This window comes from Flavobacterium sp. MR2016-29 (genome assembly GCF_015350695.1).
In the GTDB taxonomy this organism is placed as follows: domain Bacteria; phylum Bacteroidota; class Bacteroidia; order Flavobacteriales; family Flavobacteriaceae; genus Flavobacterium.
Genome location: NZ_JADKPU010000001.1, coordinates 470,760 through 485,935 on the forward strand (window position 1 = coordinate 470,760; position 15,176 = coordinate 485,935).

General features: G+C 33.1%; 18 protein-coding genes. 6 read left to right on the forward strand and 12 right to left on the reverse strand.

What is annotated here, in order from left to right; genetic code table 11:
* Positions 1-4: 4 nt before the first annotated feature.
* Positions 5-436, reverse strand: a complete 432-nt coding sequence (locus tag IR010_RS02150; RefSeq protein WP_029269771.1) for a response regulator — start codon at positions 434-436, stop codon at positions 5-7.
* Between the two features lie 250 nt (positions 437-686).
* Between IR010_RS02150 and IR010_RS02155 the strand changes: the two genes are divergently transcribed.
* A complete protein-coding gene (locus IR010_RS02155; protein WP_029269769.1) occupies positions 687-1,187 on the forward strand; it encodes a pyridoxamine 5'-phosphate oxidase family protein in 501 nt (166 codons plus the stop codon).
* Between the two features lie 99 nt (positions 1,188-1,286).
* On the opposite strand, the gene IR010_RS02160 is transcribed toward IR010_RS02155, so the two are convergent.
* From IR010_RS02160 to IR010_RS02170, 3 genes are all read right to left on the reverse strand, one after another.
* Entirely contained in the window at positions 1,287-1,997 is a 711-nt protein-coding gene (locus tag IR010_RS02160; protein WP_194601192.1) for a DUF72 domain-containing protein, read from the reverse strand.
* The gene (locus IR010_RS02165; protein WP_194601194.1) at positions 1,994-2,725 is read right to left on the reverse strand and encodes a DNA-formamidopyrimidine glycosylase family protein; all 732 of its coding nucleotides are present in this window, start codon (positions 2,723-2,725) and stop codon (positions 1,994-1,996) included. The genes IR010_RS02160 and IR010_RS02165 overlap by 4 nt, the downstream gene beginning before the upstream one ends.
* A gap of 77 nt (positions 2,726-2,802) precedes the next feature.
* The gene (locus IR010_RS02170; RefSeq protein WP_194601197.1) at positions 2,803-3,375 is read right to left on the reverse strand and encodes a ferritin-like domain-containing protein; all 573 of its coding nucleotides are present in this window, start codon (positions 3,373-3,375) and stop codon (positions 2,803-2,805) included.
* Between the two features lie 184 nt (positions 3,376-3,559).
* Between IR010_RS02170 and IR010_RS02175 the strand changes: the two genes are divergently transcribed.
* Entirely contained in the window at positions 3,560-3,856 is a 297-nt protein-coding gene (locus IR010_RS02175; RefSeq protein WP_029269762.1) for a hypothetical protein, read from the forward strand.
* A gap of 192 nt (positions 3,857-4,048) precedes the next feature.
* The gene (locus IR010_RS02180) at positions 4,049-4,573 is read left to right on the forward strand and encodes a hypothetical protein (protein WP_194601200.1); all 525 of its coding nucleotides are present in this window, start codon (positions 4,049-4,051) and stop codon (positions 4,571-4,573) included.
* 161 nt (positions 4,574-4,734) lie between these two features.
* Here the strand turns inward: IR010_RS02180 and IR010_RS02185 are convergent, their stop codons facing one another.
* From IR010_RS02185 to IR010_RS02200, 4 genes are all read right to left on the reverse strand, one after another.
* On the reverse strand, positions 4,735-5,379 hold the full coding sequence (locus IR010_RS02185; RefSeq protein ID WP_194566515.1) for a DUF5661 family protein: 645 nt from the start codon (positions 5,377-5,379) through the stop codon (positions 4,735-4,737).
* A gap of 90 nt (positions 5,380-5,469) precedes the next feature.
* Entirely contained in the window at positions 5,470-5,631 is a 162-nt protein-coding gene (locus tag IR010_RS02190; protein WP_082447126.1) for a DUF1328 family protein, read from the reverse strand.
* A 108-nt stretch (positions 5,632-5,739) separates the two neighbouring features.
* Positions 5,740-6,825, reverse strand: a complete 1,086-nt coding sequence (locus IR010_RS02195; protein WP_194601203.1) for a DNA topoisomerase IB — start codon at positions 6,823-6,825, stop codon at positions 5,740-5,742.
* A gap of 134 nt (positions 6,826-6,959) precedes the next feature.
* A complete protein-coding gene (locus IR010_RS02200) occupies positions 6,960-7,133 on the reverse strand; it encodes a hypothetical protein (RefSeq protein WP_194566516.1) in 174 nt (57 codons plus the stop codon).
* A gap of 462 nt (positions 7,134-7,595) precedes the next feature.
* On the opposite strand from IR010_RS02200, the gene IR010_RS02205 reads away from it, so the two are divergent.
* Positions 7,596-8,183 carry a DUF4142 domain-containing protein gene (locus IR010_RS02205; RefSeq protein WP_029269752.1) on the forward strand — a complete coding sequence of 196 codons (588 nt, stop codon included), beginning with the start codon at positions 7,596-7,598 and terminating at the stop codon, positions 8,181-8,183.
* A gap of 113 nt (positions 8,184-8,296) precedes the next feature.
* On the opposite strand, the gene IR010_RS02210 is transcribed toward IR010_RS02205, so the two are convergent.
* The 3 genes from IR010_RS02210 to IR010_RS02220 form a co-directional block, all read right to left on the reverse strand.
* Positions 8,297-8,710, reverse strand: coding sequence for a cupin domain-containing protein (locus tag IR010_RS02210; RefSeq protein ID WP_194601206.1), 414 nt, complete (start codon positions 8,708-8,710; stop codon positions 8,297-8,299).
* 28 nt (positions 8,711-8,738) lie between these two features.
* The gene (locus tag IR010_RS02215; protein WP_194601209.1) at positions 8,739-9,155 is read right to left on the reverse strand and encodes a cupin domain-containing protein; all 417 of its coding nucleotides are present in this window, start codon (positions 9,153-9,155) and stop codon (positions 8,739-8,741) included.
* Positions 9,156-9,349: 194 nt separating this feature from the next.
* The gene (locus tag IR010_RS02220; protein WP_029269746.1) at positions 9,350-10,222 is read right to left on the reverse strand and encodes a helix-turn-helix domain-containing protein; all 873 of its coding nucleotides are present in this window, start codon (positions 10,220-10,222) and stop codon (positions 9,350-9,352) included.
* A gap of 211 nt (positions 10,223-10,433) precedes the next feature.
* Between IR010_RS02220 and IR010_RS02225 the strand changes: the two genes are divergently transcribed.
* Complete coding sequence (locus IR010_RS02225) at positions 10,434-11,021, forward strand: Crp/Fnr family transcriptional regulator (RefSeq protein WP_029269744.1); 588 nt, start codon at positions 10,434-10,436, stop codon at positions 11,019-11,021.
* 100 nt (positions 11,022-11,121) lie between these two features.
* Positions 11,122-12,102 carry an SMP-30/gluconolactonase/LRE family protein gene (locus tag IR010_RS02230; protein WP_194601212.1) on the forward strand — a complete coding sequence of 327 codons (981 nt, stop codon included), beginning with the start codon at positions 11,122-11,124 and terminating at the stop codon, positions 12,100-12,102.
* 97 nt (positions 12,103-12,199) lie between these two features.
* On the opposite strand, the gene galA is transcribed toward IR010_RS02230, so the two are convergent.
* Positions 12,200-15,019: a beta-galactosidase GalA gene (galA, locus tag IR010_RS02235; RefSeq protein ID WP_194601215.1), complete on the reverse strand. Its 2,820-nt coding sequence runs from the start codon at positions 15,017-15,019 to the stop codon at positions 12,200-12,202.
* Positions 15,020-15,176: the final 157 nt, after the last annotated feature.

Here is a 15,176-nt window from a genome sequence, read left to right on the forward strand (position 1 = left end):
TTAATTATGTTTTATAAACAAAGTTTTTATCGGTTGGAGTAAAATTTCTCCAATCGATCTCAAGAGCATGCTCTATAGATTTTATAATGTCTTTCATTAAAATAGGCTTTGTTATAAAATAATTAGCACCTAATTTACGACATCTTTCTATAATACTTGGCTCGTTTGAAGTAGAAAAAATAACGACGGGAATATCATTTTTTTCTTCAGAGTTTCTAAGCTCAGTCAAAACATCAAAACCATTTTTGCCTGGCATATTCAAATCCAAAAAAACAACATGTGGTGTTGGCGGCGGGTTGTAAATTGCATTTAATAACTTTTCACCCCCAGTATAGGTCTGAAGCTTTACTTTCTTTGGTAATGAATCGACTGCATCTGAAAAAATGCTCAAATCATCTTCATCATCATCAGTATAAAAAATAGTAAAATCACCCATGTGGTATTATGTTAATTTGGTTTGTTTTTCTGCATTCAAATGTACATAAAATTAATGGATTTTAAATTTCATAATTTAATTTTTAGTAATTGAAATCTCATAATTTTTAAATCAAATTCTATAACCTTAAAAAGTATAAAAAGTTCAACTTTACTATAATCAAGTTTTAGATAAAACTATCGCTCTATACCTCATCTAATGAGATATTTAATGAAATAAATTTATAATAATAAACTAAAAAATTAAAGTCATGGGAGATCATAAAGACCTTACGAACGAATTTGCTGTAGATAAAATTAAAGATCTGGCAGAAAACATAAAAACTTGTATGTTTTGTACATACGACGAATATAGACTTCAATCGCGACCAATGTCAGTTCAAAAAATTGATGACAAAGGACAGCTTTGGTTTTTATCTGATAGAAACAGCAGTCAAAACGCAGAAATTACGCTGAATCCTCAAGTTGAATTATTTTTTGCTGAGCCACACGATAAATTTTTAACCTTGCACGGATCTGCTTCTATTTCTTACGATCGAGAAACAATAAAAGAATTATGGGATCCTATTGTAAAAGTCTGGATGCCAGGCGGAGAAGACGATCCAAATTTAAGTGTTATAAAAGTCGTTCCTGAAGATGGTTATTACTGGAATAACAAACACGGGAAAATGGTTGCCATTGCAAAAATGACTGCAGCTTTTGTAAGCGGTACAACAATGGATGACGGAATTGAAGGAAATTTAAGTTTATAATTCAATAGCTTAAATTTAAAATGCAAAGTCTGCTAAGATTTACGAACACTAAGATTGATTTCTTTATGTACTCTCGTAAATCTTAGCAGACTTTGCATTTTAAAAAAGCTGCTGTAATTCTAACGCATTCAAAATTCCAGCTTCGCTCGCAGTATTATTAAAATATACAAATGCTGGTTTTGAAGCAATTTCAGCTTTTATATCAACTAATTCTTGAGTTGAATAACTGGAATAAAACATTTTAGGAACTCCATGAAGCCTAATGAAAATCAGTGGGAAATCTTTAAAAATAGTTTGCGGCAATTGTGGGTGACTTACACTGCAAAACGTAATATTGTTTTCTAAAAAAGCATTCCAAACCTCTTTATTCCACCAGCTTTCGTGACGAAATTCGACGACATTTTTAAAGTTTAAATCAAGATTATCAATTATTTGGTGCAAGCGTTCTGAAGTAAATTGATAACTTGGCGGAAACTGAAATAATATACAGCCCAGTTTTTCTTTTAATCCCAAATTACAGACATTATAAAACGCTGTGATTAAATTTTCACACTCATTAAATTTCTTAAAATGCGTAATATCTTTTGGAGCTTTTACAGAAAAAATAAAATTTTCAGGCGTTTTATTATACCAATTTTCAAATATTCTTAAAGTGGGAAACTTATAAAAGCTTCCGTTGAATTCATAGGTATTAAAATGCTGGCAGTAATAATCAAACCATTTTGAAGATGGCAAATTTTCTGGATAGAAAACTCCTTTCCAGAATCGATTATAAAAACTCGAACATCCTATTAAAACTTCATTTTTCATACGTATAATTGTTGGCAATTGGTACAGAAAAAACTTCTTCTATTTTTAGATCCAGTGTATTTTTTTTCCATAGGAAGATTGCATCTTAAACAGGTAGATTTGGCATGTGCGAGCCAATGCTGTTTCAATTCAAATTTTTTCTTCCAATACAGAAATTCAAAACTATAAATGGACGATTCTGTAATAATTTCATCGATTTTTTCAGATGGAATTTTACTTACCAATGATTCTGGCTGAATACGACATCGGTACAAAACTTCATTTTTAATTATATTCCCTACTCCAGAAAAAATATTCTGATCTAAAAGTGCATCGCAAATCATTTGGTCTGGAATTTTATCTAGGCTTCGTTTGGCCTTTTGCGGATCCCAGTTTTCATTCATTACATCTTCGCTCCAATCGTAATGACTGTTGACATCTCCTTCTAAAATTTTAACAGAACAGGTATAAAAATTGAGTTCTCCATCATCAAAAATAAGGCTGAGTCGCGGTGTGGTTTCTTTTCGTTCGTTTATTCGATAGGCTCCAAACATCAGCAAATGAATTTTAACGGTAAATCCGTCAAAGCAAATTAAAAAATGTTTTCCCCAAGTTTTAAAGGCAAGTATTGTTTGGTCTGTGAGGCGTTGCATATCAATTGAACTATTTCCAGAAGCAGAAATTATTTTCTTCCCTGCGAATTGCTGTACTTCCTCTTTTAATATCAATATAGATGGACCTTCCGGCATAATATGGCGTTTAAGTTAATAAAAAATAAAAGTGCAGTTTTTCAAGCTGCACTTAAAGGCTATCTTATCTGTGTCTATTAGTCTGCTTCAGCAGCTTCAAGATTTACGGCATTTACAGCAACTTCAGTCAATTTTTTATCCGCACCTTTTTCCTCATCAAGCGTTTGTTCTAATAAGGCAGCCGCCTCTGTCAAACCTAATGTTTCAGCAAATTGTCTTAAAGTTCCGTAAGTTGCAATTTCATAATGTTCGATTTTTTGACTTGCAGCTATAATTCCCGCATCACGTACAACGCCAATTTCAGTTTCTTCCAGAATTCCGTCTCCTTCTTCGATTAAACCCGCCATTGCATCGCATTTTTTTGCTGTTGCTTTTTTACCAATTAATTCGAAAACTTGCTCTAGACGAATAATTTGTTCTTCAGTCTCAATTAAGTGATTGTTTATAGCATCTATAAGCTCTGGAGACGTAGCATTTTTAGCCATCTTAGGCAATGCTTTAGTCAAAGCTTTTTCTGCCCAATAAATGTCTTTTAGGCCGTCTTCAAAAAGTTCTATCAATCCAGATGCTGCATCTGATTTTGGCTTTACTGCTCCTTTTTTCGATTCTTGTTTTGAAGAAGCTGCTTGTTTTTTATCTGTAACTTTCATGATAATATTTTTAATAGTTAATAGAAAATAAAATTACCACCTTGATTATCAGTTAGATTATATTATTATAAATTAAAGTTCTATTCTAAACACCCGTATATTATGCAACAGGATTTTAAAATTCTGTAAGCTCATTCTTTTGAATCCTAGTTAAATTTGTATTATTAGACTAAATAAAACAGCCATGAAAACATATACAAATTATACATACGAGGAAGCAGCATTATACTTAAGCGGATTTTTAGATATTAATAATGCTATTTTAGTAGATAAAGAAATTGATAAGCTTCTTAAAGATGACAATATCTTCAGAAATGAAAATATCCCAAATGATGAACAAGTAGTAAACGAAGACGACTACATCACAAATACTCAAGAAGATGAAGAAGAATTTATTGAGAAAGATGATTTTGATGAAGAAGAACATATAGAGGATGAAGATCATTTTGATGATGATGATTTAGAAAGAAACGACAATTAAAAGTAACTTGAGCATTACTTTTAATTTGTAAAATTTGAATTAGTATTAAAAAACCACAGAAATCTGTGGTTTTTTTATTTGATCAAACAAAATCATAACCAACTGTTAATTATACAATTACAGTTCATAATTCTATAAGAGAAACGATTTAATCAATTGTAGATTTGTATTATAACTATTAAATAAACCGTCATGAATACTATAGATAATAACAACAGTACGATTAAAGGAAATAGAGATCCTAGAAATCAAAGTCAAAATGCAAACGATAAAAATACACTTATGAACGAAGAAATGTATAATATCGATGATGTCAAAAAAAGCGATAATGATAATAGTGAAATCGCTGAACGCGGCTACACTGTGCGAAACGGAACCAATCCTGATATACCAAATCCTGATCAAATATCAGACGATGATTTAGACGATCTAGACGATGATTTTCATACCCAAAGAGATCTTGAAGACAACGAAGATTACATTTACGAAGTTGAACTTGAAGATGACGAATTAGACGCAAACGGAAATGAATTGAATGAAGTAAATGACGAATTTGATAATCCGTCAGACGATTTTAATGAAACCGAAGATGATCTGGAAGATATCGATCAAGACGAAGATGAAGATGAAGAGGAAGAAGAAGACGACGAATATATGGAAGATGATGTTCAGGAAGAAGATGAAGAATATCAACAAAATGATCCGAGAAAATTTTAGTTTTTAAGGTTCTAAGATACAGAGGTACATAGGTTCAAAGGTTTTTGCTTTGTACAGATGTACCTCTGTATTTTTTTAAAATGTTTCGAGTTCAACTCTTTTTAATGCTTTCAGGTCCTTTGTCACTTAGAGCCTATGAACTTTGAATCTAAGTGAAAAATCTAATCTCCAATAATTTCCAAAACCGGAATATCATCCATTTTTTCCAGGCGTTCTGCAAGACCGGCTTTGGCTTCAATCAATTCTTGTTCAGCTTTACCGAGTTCTTTGTACCATTTTTCCTTTCCGAATGTAGAACCTTCTATTTTACGCAGAATCTCGTAAATCTCACCTTCAGCTTCCATCACTTTTAGTCTTTTGTAATACGTTAAACTTTCGGTCATGTGCGCGAGTGCGATCATTGCCGTTAAAAACGGGTGATTATTGGTAACATTTACGTCCTTAATTTTTCCGTGTTCGAGTTCTACTTTTAAGGCAAAAGCAAATTCCTCCATATTAAAATCTTCATATTTGCTTTCTGGACTCAAATATGCCTTTATTGCCTCAACATTGTTCATAGTAGAGAGATCAACATCCGTTTGTTTATCCTGCAGGTCTTTATACACTACATTCGCAATTGCTCTGGCTTCTGCAACTGTAGGGTCATTATCCGGATTTTCAAAATCACGTATCGACCAATCCCAATTTTCAGGATGTACAGGTTTTATATATTTTTCACAAAAATCTGTCACATCGTTCTTTAAACTTACCATTTCATCATCTCTTTTGATATAAACGTCTTGATAAGCACCGCTCTTTGTTCCCATAATTTCTATTTTTTATTTGAAAATACAAACGACACATTTATCGAAATAGATGTGTCGTTTTTGTTCTTACTTTATTTTGCTGTATTATTTTTAGATACTTCTTCTTCCTCTGATAATGGAAAGAATAAATAATATTAAGAATATAAAGAATAATACTTTAGCGATACTTGCTGCTCCAGCGGCAATACCACCGAAACCAAATATTCCGGCCACTATGGCTAGAATAATAAAAATGACTGTCCAACGTAACATAAGCTTTGATTTTTAGTTAAAATGATTTTGTTTGTTACTCAAATTTCATGCTTTTTAAAGAGATGCATTAACTCAAAACGTTATTTTATTAGCGCATTAAAAAGCGCATTATGATAAGTTAATTTGATAATTTTGAATTAACTCCGAAAACGCAATTTCTGTATGCGAAAAGTACTTTTTAGTGCTTCGGCATTTTTTTGCCCTATCAAAATATTCTTGAATCGATCCGTCTTCATAAGTCGAAACCAACAACGGATGTACATAATAATTTTTACAGACATTCCTTGTATTTCCTAATGCTTCAGCAGTACTGTCGTAAGCAGAAAGAATGTTCTTTTTGATTTCCTTTTCATCAGAAGTGACTCCCATTTCCATCAAACTTTCAAAAAATATAATTGAGGCGGCCCAAGTTCTAAAATCTTTTGCGCTAAAATATTCGCCAGAAATGGTGTGCAGATATTCATTGACCATATGGCTGTCTAAAACTTTTCTTTCGCCGTTTTTATCGTAATATTTAAAAACTTCTCTGCCTGGAATTTCCTCACATCTGCTTACCAATTTTACCAGTTGTTTATTTCTGGTTGTAATTGTATGGTGTTTTCCTTTTTTTCCAATAAATTCAAACCTAAGTGAGTTTTTATTGATGTTTATGTGGCGTTTTCGCAAAGTCGAAAGTCCGTATGATTTATTGTCTTTAGCGTATTTTTCATTTCCGATTCGGATGTGCGTTTCTTCCATCAATCGAATTACAAGCGCAATGACTTTTTCTTTACCCCAGTCTTTTTGCTCTAAATCAGTATCGACCTGTTGTCTGATAGCAGGAAGTTTAGAGCCAAATTCGGCTATTTTATAGAATTTAGTCTGATTGCGGATCAAATTCCATTTTGGATGATATCTATATTGCTTTCTGTTTTTATCATCTAAACCAACGGCCTGTAAATGTCCGTTTGGCAAATCTGATATTTGCACATTTACCCAAGCGGGAGGCAAAACCAAACTGCTGATTCGTTTTAGCTCACTTTTTTGCTTAATACAGCGTCCGTTTTTTTTATAAATAAAACCATCTTCGCATTTGCATCTTTCAATAGGTAATGTTTGGTTGTTTACGTAAACTAAATCTAATTTATCAATCACCAAATGTGGTGTTTTGATTAATTGATTCATTAGTTTTTCGGCTTTTGCTGCTGCATTCATGATAGTAACTTTTAATTTTTTCCGTCAAGCGGCTATTTTTGCCGCAGATTTCACAGATTTTCAGAGATTCTCTCTTTCATTATTCTTTTCTTATTCTTCAAATCTGCGAAATCTGCGACACTATTATTTTAATTTTAATGGGTACGTAACGATCGGATTAGACTCTTTTTATTCATATAAGAACGGCCTGAAATACCAGCTTTAATAGCTTGCTGATACAATTCATCCTTTGTCCACTCTTCATATGGTCTAACTCTTCCTCCTTCTTCTCCTGAATGCAATGCATTTTTGTTTTTTGAATCTGGCATGATTTGAAAATTTAGATTAATAATTGATGTTTGGTATATCAAAATTCAATATAAACTAAGATTTTACCGTTATACAATTTTTCTAATAATTTTCATAATTAACTCTAGCACAAATAATTTAAGTTTATAAAATTTATTCTGTCAATACTTATATATAATATCTCCTACCCGATACATCACTAAAATATTGATCTCATTAATTCATTTAATGTTTTACACCGAATAAATCTTGATTATTTTAAATTCAGACTGAGTTTTGCTTAATCTAAAAATCTTGATATTATTTTAATGAAGACTCAATTCTTATTTCATTTTATTTTTTATAAAGCGAAAACATTAAAGTAAATGAATGTTTTTGTAAACCTTACCTGTATCAAAATCCTATAACATTATCTAAAAATGCTGTAAAATATTCTCTTTCAATGTGAATAATTTTACATCATAACATTTAAACTATAAATCATGAAAAAGATACTATTAGCCGGAAAATTAATTTTAGGAGCAGGACTTATCATTATTTTCTTGAATTCTTGCAAAAATGAACCAAAACAAGAAGACCCAAAAGAAGTAGCGGAAGATGCAAACGAAGCAAAATTTGACTCTATAGACGATACAAAAGACGATTCTAAATTTCTAGTGGATCAAGCCGAAATTAATTTGGCTGAAATCGAAATCGGAAAATTAGCTCAAATAAAAAGTACAAATACAGAAGTGAAAAATTTTGGTAAAATGCTTGTTGACGAGCACACCAAAGCAGCGTCTGAAGTAAGCGCTTTAGCGAAAGCTAAAAACTTTACTTTACCAACTTCTTTAACAGAAGACGGTCAAGATGAATACAACAAATTAAATGAAAAATCAGGTCTTGATTTTGATAAAAAATTCGCCGACTTAATGATTGATGGTCATGAAAAAGCCATCGATAAATTAAAAAAAGCATCTGAAGATGCAAAAGACGAACAAGTTAGAATTTGGGCATCCAATAATATTGCCGGATTGACCGCACATTTGGAACATGCTAAAATGCTAAAACAAAATTTAGACAAAAAATAAAATAAATTTAATTGGTTATTATTTATTTTAAAAAACCCCTCAAGAGTTGAATTGCTTGAGGGGTTTTTCTTTTTAAGGTTCTTGCCTATGTCGCAAGTTTTAGACTTTGGAATTTAAATATTGGAATTTATATCTCCGAAATATTCCTCATCACTTACGCTTTCGAGCCACATTCCGTGACCTTTATCTATTTCTGTGATAATGGCTATATAAGAGAATTTGCTGAAAGGCGTTGCACCATACCAATGTTCAATTCCTGGCAAAATCGTAACAACTTCATCTTTATGAAGCAATCTGATTGCACTTCCTTTTTCTTGATAATACCCATTTCCGTTTGTTGCGATAAGCAATTGCAGACTTGCATTGCTGTGCCAGTTACTTCTTGCACAAGGCTCAAAAGTAACTTCTTTAATCATCGTATTTTCCGGATGAATATTGCTTGTTTGTTTTTTATAAGATACTTCGCCCGTCATATACGTATTCGGGACTTTTCCTTCTTCAATAACTGCTGTATAATTTGTTGACATAAGTGTTTATTTATTTTTTGAGTTTGATTTATTTAAAACTGTTGTATTCTTCATCGGTTACAGGTTCAAGCCAGTCTACAATACCGCTGTGTGTATTTGTGCTAATGGCAATATGCGTAAATTCACTTTCTGGAGCTGCACCGTGCCAATGTTTTACTTCGGGCTGAATATTTACTACATCACCCACTTGCAATAGCTGAATCGGTTTTCCTACTTCCTGATAATATCCTGTTCCGTGCGTCACGATTAAGATTTGTCCGCCGGGATGCGTGTGCCAGTTGTTTCTTGCGCCGGCTTCAAAAACAACATTTCCAACTGCAGTATTTAAAATTGGATCATTTGGAACAAGCATTTTTACATACGCATTTCCTGTAAAATAAGCTGCAGGTGCTAAATCTCCTTTAGGAAAAATGGTTTCATTAATTTGATTATCTGATGTTTTCATAAATTTCTTGTTTTTGGAATTATCAGAATCAGAAAAACTAAATCAAGGAAAGCTAGAATGCGCTTTATGAAGTATTTATTTAGCCTGTTAAAAACTGATAAAGGATTAATACTATAATTTCAAGGCAAATTTAGTCAAATGGTGCTTTTTAGAAATAACAATATTCAAACAAAAAATTAAGAAATTGAAACAATTTACATTCTAAGCGATTTCGGAATAGTTCCAGTTAGTCTTTTAAAGTAATTATTAAAATAACTAGGATATTCGAATCCGAGCGAATAACCAATGTCTGAAATACTCCAATCTGTATGATGCAACAAGGCTTTTGCTTCACTTATAATTCTTTCGGTAATATGAGCAGTTGTTGGTTTTCCGGTAATTTCTTTCACAGAACGATTTAAGTGATTTACATGAACTGCAAGCGTTTGCGCGTAATCCTGAGGCGTTTTCAAGGAAAGAGGCTGGTCTTTTGTTTCAATAGGAAATTGTCTTTCTAAAAGTTCTAAAAACAAAGAAGTAATTCTAGAAGAAGCATTTTTATGTCTAAAGAAGTTTTCCGAAGGCTGCATTTTCATCGATTCATGAAGAATTAAATTGATGTAATTGCGCATTAAATCATCTTTAAAAACATAATCTGTTTCTTGTTCTTCAATCATTTTTTGAAACAGTGAATCTATAAACACTTTTTGCTCAGCAGTTAACGTAAAAATTGGCGTTCCTCCTATTTTAAATAAAGGCGATTCATGAAGGGTTTCTGAACGATCGTTTACTTTCAAAAATTCTTCTGTAAAAACACAGGCATATCCCTGATATTCAGGTGAGATAATTTCCCAAGAATACGGAATAATCGGATTTCCAAAAAACAAAATTGTCCCTTCCGTTTCTATGCCGCGATCCGCGTAATGTATAAGACTTTTGCTGGTATTAATACAAATTTTGTAATAATCACGGCGGTTGTAAGCTGGTATTTTACTTACGTCGCCATTTATCTCGTAAACTTTAAAACCTTTTAGCTTTAAATCGTTTATACCAAGTTCAGAAACCTGACAATCTGTTTGCTCTTTCATTTCACAAAGTTATGAAATTCAAATAAAAAAAATGTTTTGTTTCCAGTTTTTGTTTGTTTCAGGTTTTAAAATGGTTTCAGGTTTTTTATTTGTTTCAGGTTTCAAGTTATGTTGGAGCAGTTAACCGCAGCGTCAGCAAAGTTTTATAATCTCATTTCAACCTGAAACAAACAAAACTTAAAACCTGAAACAAAAAAATTATCTTTGTTACATGAACGATTTAATGCCCGTTATAAACTATATCTCTAGATATGTTGATTTGACAGATGAAGAAAAAAATCATCTGGCTTCTTATTTGAAAATAACGAAGGTCAAAAAAAGACAATTTATTGTACAGCCGGGTTTTGTTTGCCAACACAAAAGTTATGTTGTAAAAGGTGCTTTCAGAGGTTATTTAGTAGATAATGAAGGAAAGGAACATACTTTGTCATTTGCTATTGAGGATTGGTGGATTTCTGATTACAGCAGTTTAATTTATCAGGAACCCGCAACTTTATTTGTTGAAGCTTTAGAAGATTCAATTCTAATTCAAATTGCTTACGAAGATGAGCAGCGATTTCTTCAGGAAATTCCGAAACTAGAAAAATTTGAACGTATTATTACACAGCGTTCACTGGCTTTTCATCAAAAAAGACTTTTATCCAATCTCACTAAAACAGCCGAAGAACGGTATGATGAATTTATGAGCAAATATACTGCAATTGCAAAACGTGTTCCGCAATATGCGTTGGCTTCGTATTTAGGTTTCAGTACTGAATACCTAAGTAAAATTCGGAATCGAAAATCCTCAAAAAGTTAAACTAGTTCAACCTAATTTCCTAAACCAGTTCATTTTTATTTTTAGTATTCTGTCCCAGATTTGCATTGTCAATAAGGACAAATAATTTAAAATTATAAAAATGAAAAATACTATTTTAATTACTGCGTTTTCAATCCTCTTCATGGCTTGCGACACCGAAAAAAAATCCGGAACAACGCCCGCTTCACTTCAAAGCAATTATATTATAACTGATATTGGACTTTATCCCGAGGGAATTGATTACGATTCTAAGAATGAAAAGTTTGTATTTAGTTCAATGTATAAAGGAGCTGTTTATGTAATGAGTACAAAAGGCGTAACGGCTGTTTTTGCAACAAGCCCTAAATTAGTTTTACCAACAGGAGTTTATACCGACGAAGCCAGAAACCGATTAATTGTAGCGAATGCTGATTTAGGGATTTCTCAAAAAAGTACTCCCAACAGCGCCGGAACAATTGCAACGGTGAGTATTTTTAATCTTAGTTCTGGTGCCTTAATCAAAGAAATTGAGCTAAAAAATTTCACCCCAAGTGCCGGATCTTGCCCAAATGACATTGCTGTCGATAATACAGGAAATATTTATATTACCGACTCGTTTTCTCCAAATATTTATAAAATTGACGGTAATTATACGGCATCTTTATTTGCTACAAGCAATTTGTTTCAGCCCGCAGCCAATCAATTTGGCTTAAATGGAATTGTTTTTCATCCAGATGGTTATTTGCTAGCTGTAAAAACTGATGATTCAAAATTATTCAAAATATTGCTTTCAAATCCTGCTGTTATTACAGAAGTTAAAGGAATAGCGTTTAGTGCTCCTGATGGTATTGAATTAGATAAGAACAATAATCTAGTTGTTGTAGAAAATGGTTTAGGTTTGGGCAAAACTTATACTTTTTCTAGTAAAGACAATTGGGCAAGTGCTTCAAAAATAAGTGAAACCGCTATTGGAAAAGATGAATTTCCAACCACTGCTGCATTAGCTTCAGATGGAAATGTTTATGTAATCCATTCTAAATTAGGGAAATTATTGGCTGGAGATAAAACGCAGTCAAGTTATACTATTCAAAAGATAGATTAAAGTTTTTTGTTTCAAGTTTCAAGTTTCAGGTTTCAGGTTTCAGGTTATTTTATGTAAAAACTAACTTGAAAACTGAAAATTGAAACCGTTTTTTAAACTAGTTTCTTAAACTTGCTGAGCGTAATCCTTTCGCTGTAGCAGACAAAACAGCTTCATTCGCAGTTTCATCTTTTTGAATAATGATCTGTGCATAACCATTAAAAAGTTTTCTTTTCCAAAGTTCTGCTGGCGTTATTACTTGAATAATTCCGGGATCAGTATTCATAACATCCCAATCTTTAATTTTTTGCAAAGGCGTTGCGGCAATGTAAATATTGTTTTTTCCTTCTTTTAAAACATTCGAATTAAGCATATATTTTTGAGAATCTTCTGCACTTGGTTCCACTTTTTTTCCGTTTACAAAAACCGTTGCGTTTACTCCTATTTTTTTATAAAAGAAACTCACAACATTTGTAGCTGCATTATTTTTTAAATCAAATTCTCCACGATACACATAAGCTGGAGCTTGATTTTTATAATCTCTGTCTTTAAAAGCTATCTTCCATTCGTTTTCTGAATACGATGGCAGTTGTTGTGGCAAATCGGCGGAAGCCAGTTTTTGTTCTTCCAAATTCGTTATCGGAACAAGCACAAGTTCATCTATAAACTGATCCTTTTCTAAAGAAGTCGGATCGCCATTCCCAACGCCTAAAATTTTCCCGCCTTCAATAGAAAAATTAATTTCATTGTTTGAAGTTGGTACATGTAGACCCTTTTTATCTGTCACTTCAACCGTTACAACCATAACTTTTGAATTTGGAACATTTTCTTTATCTAAAGTAAGCTTTAGATTTTCTGCATTGCCAGTAGTTTTCTGAATGTCTGAAAGTATTTTTTTGCCGTTTTTATAACCAATTGCTTCTAAAGTTCCCGGCGCGTACTTTACCTTCCATTCCAAATGTCCGTTTTGCTCCATTTTCTTCTTTCCACAGCTTTTCTTATTCAGAAATAATTCAACTTCATCGCAGTTAGAATGTACCCAAACATCGATTTCTTTGCCTTCCATCCCACTCCAATTCCAATGTGGCATAACATGAACAACGGGCGAATTTCCCCACCAAGATTTTAGATAAAAAACATTGTCTTTCGGAAAACCGCAGACATCCATCATTCCAAAATACGACGTTACCGATGGCCATCCATAAGGCGTTGGTTCACCGCGGTAATCAAAACCTGTCCAAAAAAATACGCCAGCCAAATAAGGTCGCTCGGCATAAAACTTCCATCCTTCCTCAATACTGTAAAAAGTCGGGCGTGGTTTTTTATCATAAGCACTTTGATAATGTTTTGCATCATCTGTAAAATATACACCTCGAGTAGCGAACGTAGATCCTTCCTCTGTTCCCATTCCGGGCTGGTTTTTAAACTGATTTCTGTGCGCGTCGATATCGCCGTTTCCGAGATAATTATAGCCCATAATTTCTACTACAGATGAAATACCGCTTTTAAATCCGCTGCTTATTCCAACCGTTACAGGCCGCGTCGAATCAATGCCTTTTGTAAATCCCTGCATCACTTCGGTAATGTGTTCGCCCACAATATTGCCTTCAATATTCCATTCTTCATTTCCAACCGACCAGCAAAAAACACTTGGATGGTTTCGGTCACGTTCTATCATTCGTTTTAAGTCATTCAAATGATAATCATTAATTCCCATCAACCGCGTTTCATCAATCACCAGCATTCCTAATTCATCACAAGCTTTCAGCAGTTCTGGCGTTGGCGGATGATGTGAACAGCGATAGGCATTGGAACCCATCTCTTTGAGTTTTTTGATTCTAAAATACTGCAATTCATCCGGCAGTGCAGTTCCAATTCCGGCATGATCCTGATGATTGTTTGTTCCTTTTAATTTTAAAGGTTTTCCGTTCAAGAAAAAACCTTTTTCAGCATCAAAACGAATCGCTCTGATTCCGAAAGGCGTTTCATAACTGTCTACTATTTTTCCGTTTTGCTTAATTTGAGTACTTAATCTGTATAAATTTGGCGATTCAATATCCCATAATAACGCATTATTTACAGTTAATTTTGAAATGTAATTTGCTCTTTTATAAAAATCTGGCACCACCACATTTTCAGAAACTGCGGCAACTGATTTACCCGAAGAATCAAAAACAGTCTGAACAATTTCAATACTGCCTTTATAATTTCCTTTATTCTCAATGTTAACTTCGGCAGTAATTGCTGCATTAGTATTTTTGATTTCTGAGGTTACGTAAGTTCCATTTGAAATAACATGAATTGGATTTGTTTTCTGCAGGTAAACATGCCTATAAATACCTGCTCCTTCATAAAACCATCCTTCTTCCATTGAGGCATCGGCGCGCACCACGAGTGTATTTTCTCCTCCGTAATTTACATATGCTGTAACGTCATATTCAAATCCGTTATAACCGCTTTCTTCTGTTCCGAGGAAATATCCGTTGAAAAACACTTTCGAATTTCTGAAAATGCCATCAAATTTTATCGAAATAATTCGGCCGTTATCACTTTCCGGGATGGTTATTTTTTTTCGATACCAGCCAATGCTTTTTTCTGGATAATTTTTTCCAGCCATTTTAAATCCGTGGCTATAACTTGCCTTTTCACTAAAAGGCTGTTCTACGGCCCAATCGTGCGGTAAATCTAATTTTCTCCAAGCGCGGTCATCAAAGTCTTTGGCCGCGGGACCATCACCAAATCCTGTTTTTGTCAAGTAAGAAAAATAGCCTGTTGCGTGTCCATAATCTTTCTCGGTATCATACAAATGTCCGAACGAAAAACGCCAATCTTTGTCGATTAAAATCAAATCCCTTTCTGATTTGTTTTGTGCAAATGCGAAACAGGTCATTAAAAAAACAATACACAGAATTAGTCTTTTTGGCGAAATAATTTTCATAAAAACACGGTTAGCTAAAATTTAAAAATACAAAGAGCGATAAAATTAAGCTTTAAAAACGGTTTTAATTAATAGTATTTTATCAAAATAGGGCTGATTTGACATAAAATAAATGAGATAAAAATGCGTTTCAAAATTTAGAATCATTCTATGGCCT

What these genes read in the sequence shown, in the direction of transcription:
- IR010_RS02225 (WP_029269744.1), top strand. Translation starts at nt 10,434, where the DNA reads ATGAACGATTTAATGCCCGTTATAAACTATATCTCTAGATATGTTGAT.
- IR010_RS02160 (WP_194601192.1), bottom strand. Translation starts at nt 1,997, where the DNA reads ATGAAAAATGAAGTTTTAATAGGATGTTCGAGTTTTTATAATCGATTC.
- IR010_RS02215 (WP_194601209.1), bottom strand. Translation starts at nt 9,155, where the DNA reads ATGAAAACATCAGATAATCAAATTAATGAAACCATTTTTCCTAAAGGA.
- IR010_RS02165 (WP_194601194.1), bottom strand. Translation starts at nt 2,725, where the DNA reads ATGCCGGAAGGTCCATCTATATTGATATTAAAAGAGGAAGTACAGCAA.
- IR010_RS02205 (WP_029269752.1), top strand. Translation starts at nt 7,596, where the DNA reads ATGAAAAAGATACTATTAGCCGGAAAATTAATTTTAGGAGCAGGACTT.
- IR010_RS02195 (WP_194601203.1), bottom strand. Translation starts at nt 6,825, where the DNA reads ATGAATGCAGCAGCAAAAGCCGAAAAACTAATGAATCAATTAATCAAA.
- IR010_RS02170 (WP_194601197.1), bottom strand. Translation starts at nt 3,375, where the DNA reads ATGAAAGTTACAGATAAAAAACAAGCAGCTTCTTCAAAACAAGAATCG.
- IR010_RS02185 (WP_194566515.1), bottom strand. Translation starts at nt 5,379, where the DNA reads ATGGGAACAAAGAGCGGTGCTTATCAAGACGTTTATATCAAAAGAGAT.
- IR010_RS02150 (WP_029269771.1), bottom strand. Translation starts at nt 436, where the DNA reads ATGGGTGATTTTACTATTTTTTATACTGATGATGATGAAGATGATTTG.
- IR010_RS02155 (WP_029269769.1), top strand. Translation starts at nt 687, where the DNA reads ATGGGAGATCATAAAGACCTTACGAACGAATTTGCTGTAGATAAAATT.
- IR010_RS02210 (WP_194601206.1), bottom strand. Translation starts at nt 8,710, where the DNA reads ATGTCAACAAATTATACAGCAGTTATTGAAGAAGGAAAAGTCCCGAAT.
- IR010_RS02200 (WP_194566516.1), bottom strand. Translation starts at nt 7,133, where the DNA reads ATGCCAGATTCAAAAAACAAAAATGCATTGCATTCAGGAGAAGAAGGA.
- IR010_RS02230 (WP_194601212.1), top strand. Translation starts at nt 11,122, where the DNA reads ATGAAAAATACTATTTTAATTACTGCGTTTTCAATCCTCTTCATGGCT.
- IR010_RS02175 (WP_029269762.1), top strand. Translation starts at nt 3,560, where the DNA reads ATGAAAACATATACAAATTATACATACGAGGAAGCAGCATTATACTTA.
- galA (WP_194601215.1), bottom strand. Translation starts at nt 15,019, where the DNA reads ATGAAAATTATTTCGCCAAAAAGACTAATTCTGTGTATTGTTTTTTTA.
- IR010_RS02190 (WP_082447126.1), bottom strand. Translation starts at nt 5,631, where the DNA reads ATGTTACGTTGGACAGTCATTTTTATTATTCTAGCCATAGTGGCCGGA.
- IR010_RS02220 (WP_029269746.1), bottom strand. Translation starts at nt 10,222, where the DNA reads ATGAAAGAGCAAACAGATTGTCAGGTTTCTGAACTTGGTATAAACGAT.
- IR010_RS02180 (WP_194601200.1), top strand. Translation starts at nt 4,049, where the DNA reads ATGAATACTATAGATAATAACAACAGTACGATTAAAGGAAATAGAGAT.